The sequence below is a fragment of the Aequorivita xiaoshiensis genome, from assembly GCF_022008395.1.
GTDB lineage: Bacteria > Bacteroidota > Bacteroidia > Flavobacteriales > Flavobacteriaceae > Aequorivita > Aequorivita xiaoshiensis.
The window spans coordinates 1-2,930 of record NZ_JAIRBB010000032.1 but is presented as its reverse complement, the minus strand read 5'-3'; the positions used below and the strand labels follow the sequence as shown (position 1 = coordinate 2,930).

The 2,930-nt window shown below is 30.8% G+C and carries 3 protein-coding genes; all 3 read right to left on the bottom strand.

What is annotated here, in order from left to right:
* Positions 1 to 229: 229 nt before the first annotated feature.
* Complete coding sequence (locus tag K8344_RS13755) at positions 230 to 727, bottom strand: hypothetical protein (RefSeq protein WP_237609256.1); 498 nt, start codon at positions 725 to 727, stop codon at positions 230 to 232.
* 591 nt (positions 728 to 1,318) lie between these two features.
* Positions 1,319 to 1,915, bottom strand: a complete 597-nt coding sequence (locus K8344_RS13750; RefSeq protein ID WP_237609255.1) for a hypothetical protein — start codon at positions 1,913 to 1,915, stop codon at positions 1,319 to 1,321.
* A 144-nt stretch (positions 1,916 to 2,059) separates the two neighbouring features.
* Positions 2,060 to 2,800, bottom strand: coding sequence for a hypothetical protein (locus tag K8344_RS13745; RefSeq protein WP_237609254.1), 741 nt, complete (start codon positions 2,798 to 2,800; stop codon positions 2,060 to 2,062).
* Positions 2,801 to 2,930 lie beyond the last annotated feature (130 nt).

Sequence of the window (2,930 nt, the reverse complement as noted above, 5' to 3'; positions counted from 1 at the left end):
CTACCATAAAATACTGATTATTTTCCTTCTAAATCCGCGCGCTTTACTGATTTTTTAAATAACCTAGCAAGCAAGGGTTATTGCACACAACGTTTTTGTATATGGTTTGTTGCGTGTTTCAAGCAACTAATTTAGTAAATAATTACCGACCAAGAAAGTCCGCGAGGACTTTCGTAAGTAGGCGTGAAGCCAGCAATAAATTATATACGGTGTTAGCAACTGCCTTTTTTCAGTTCAGCATTTTCTTAATTCTACTAATCCAATTATTTTTCATTTTTTCCGTTTTGATTTTCACTTTCTTTATTGGGTTAAAATCAACTTCGTATGCTGTTTCTATTATTCTTTTTTTCGGCTTATAAATCTTTCCAGTTTCGTCCTCGATAAATGGATAACAATAAATTGTGTTCTTAAATCTCGGATTGTCAATCGGGATTTCAAATTTCATAACCGCTTTTTTTATAAATTCCGTTTCAAATCCGTGAATGGATAATTCTTTATTCAGAATTCCTCTCAATTTATTCAAATCCGCTTTTAATGGTCTGATATCTGTTTCTGTCGGTTCAATTATGCTATTCAGAATATCAATCTCAATTTCTTTTACATTTTTTTCACGCGCGATGTAATTCAGCCAATCTGCCATATATCCACCATCATAATATCCGAGTGTGCTCAAATAACTCAAGGCAAGATTTCCTGGAATTCCATTTAAGTTTCTCGTTTTTCCCATAGTTGGTTTTAGGTTGTTGCTAACGGTTTTGTGTATGGAAAGTTGCGTTTTTGTGTGCGAGGATTTTCCGCAGGAAAATCAGATGTAACAAAAGCGCAACGACCTTTATTTAAGCACTAATGTAAGCAATTTTTTATACACGTTGTTACAAACTGTTACGAGACATTTGAGTAAACACATTTTTAGTAATTCCGCTTAAATTGCTCAAATCCGAGTGAAATCCGCAAAACGCTTTTGTTTTTTTAATCCGCTTTTTATTCAATTCCGTTTGAGTGGAAATTCCGCAAACAAACTAAATTCCGCAAACAGTTCGGTTTTCATAATCTGGCTAAATTCCGATTGAGTGAAATTCAGCTGTCGAGTAAAAATTCCGCGCAATTCAATTCAGATTTCGAGTAAGTTTTTCAGCGTAAAAGTTCGGCAGAATTTGGTTCGGTAATTTTTCCGAGTAATTGTTTGTAACGGTCTCGGCTATGAGTAGTTGCGTGGGTTAGCACTAACTTTTGTAAGTACACACCAAGTTGGAAATTCCGCAGGAATTTCCAAAGTAGGCGAGAACAAGCAATTACTTATAGCCATTGTTGTGCATAGTTATTTTTTCCAAATATTAAATTCACTTCTAATCAATTCCAAGAGCTCTGAAAAGTAAATTAATTCATCTAATTCAGGATAGTGTTTTAAATAACTTTCTGGATTTCCATAATAAATTTGATTTAGCTTTTTGTGATTCCTGACTTTTACAGCATATCCAATTCCATCAGTAATAAAAACTTCCTCATTCATCGTCTGATATTCTCCGTCTATTAATTCTACTTTTCCTCTTTTCTGCATTTTATATCTAATATCAGACATATTTGGCAATTCAGATATTTTGGTTTGCAATAAACTAACCCAAGCAAATTCCGCATTAGTTTTTGCGGTCAAGTCAGTTTTCCTGATTTCAGATTTTTTAAAATCTTCAAAATCTCGATAAAATCGATAATTTTCAATTTTCCAATTGTCAGAATCGTCTTGATACATTCTAAATATTTCAGTCAGGTTTGTTATTCCAAAACCTCTGTAAATTCGGATTTCTTTTTCGAAAGTTAGAGAATCTGGAATTTTCAGTACGCTGTTTATCTCACTTAAATCTTGAGCAAAAAGATTAATTGAAACGAATAGAAAATATGTAGTTAGTATGTTCTTCATAATTATGCACAACGGTTTTGTATATGATGCGTTGCGTTGTTTAGAACGTAATTTAGCAAATAAAAACTGAATAGAAAATCCGCGAGGATTTTCGTAAGTAGGTTTTCACTAGCAATGAATTATATACGGTGTTAGCAAACGTTTTTATTCAGTCAATTCGTAATATTTAAATCGACTTTCTTTTTTGTTTTCTCTTTTAAACCCTTTTGCATCTTTATGTTTAGGGATTTCAAAAACACTATTTTTAATTTCTTTATTTCTTATTTCAACTAATCTGTATTCTTCGTACAATTCAGCATTCTTAACTTCTAATTTGTAATAATAAAGTATTGCATTATTCAATTCAGTCGCTATTTCTTTTGGATGGATTTGTTCTCCGATATTTCTCAATATATTCCTGTTGTCAGTAAACTTGAAATTGTCAGTATCTGAATAAATATAAATTTCGTTTCCATATTCTCTTTCCACGAAAAGCTTTTTTAATTCAAGGTTTTTTTTGTCGAAATTTAGAATTGTGTCTGATTTTGATAATGAAATTATTTTTCCAAAATGTGAATTTTCTCGATTGTAAAGTTTTCCAAAATTCAGATTATCCTCATTCATTGAGAGTTTTTTTGATTTACTCAAGTTGTCTTTATAGATTACATAAATTTTTCTCAAAGAATCAATAAAAAGTATTTTTTCGTAGCTCTTTTTGTTTGTCAATTTTATATAATTCTTATCCTTGTATCTTATTGTTAGAGTATCGTAAAATTTTCTTGATTCGGAATAATTTTTAGAATTCATTTTCATATCGTGATGATAAATCAATTCTCCCTCAAATACACTTTCAGATGAAGAATTTGAAATGAATAATGCACAAAAAATCAATATTAATACTCTCATTTTTCTAAATGTGTGTTTTTTTTCAAATGTTTGCTAACGTTTCGTATATGATAAGTAGGCGATCATGAAGCTCTAAATTTTTGACTTAACCTAAAGTTTGATACAAGCCAAAAATATTTCAATTAGTCCT

Excerpts from the sequence above, each read along its gene's own strand:
- K8344_RS13755 (WP_237609256.1), bottom strand. The coding sequence starts at position 727 with ATGGGAAAAACGAGAAACTTAAATGGAATTCCAGGAAATCTTGCCTTG.
- K8344_RS13745 (WP_237609254.1), bottom strand. The coding sequence starts at position 2,800 with ATGAGAGTATTAATATTGATTTTTTGTGCATTATTCATTTCAAATTCT.
- K8344_RS13750 (WP_237609255.1), bottom strand. The coding sequence starts at position 1,915 with ATGAAGAACATACTAACTACATATTTTCTATTCGTTTCAATTAATCTT.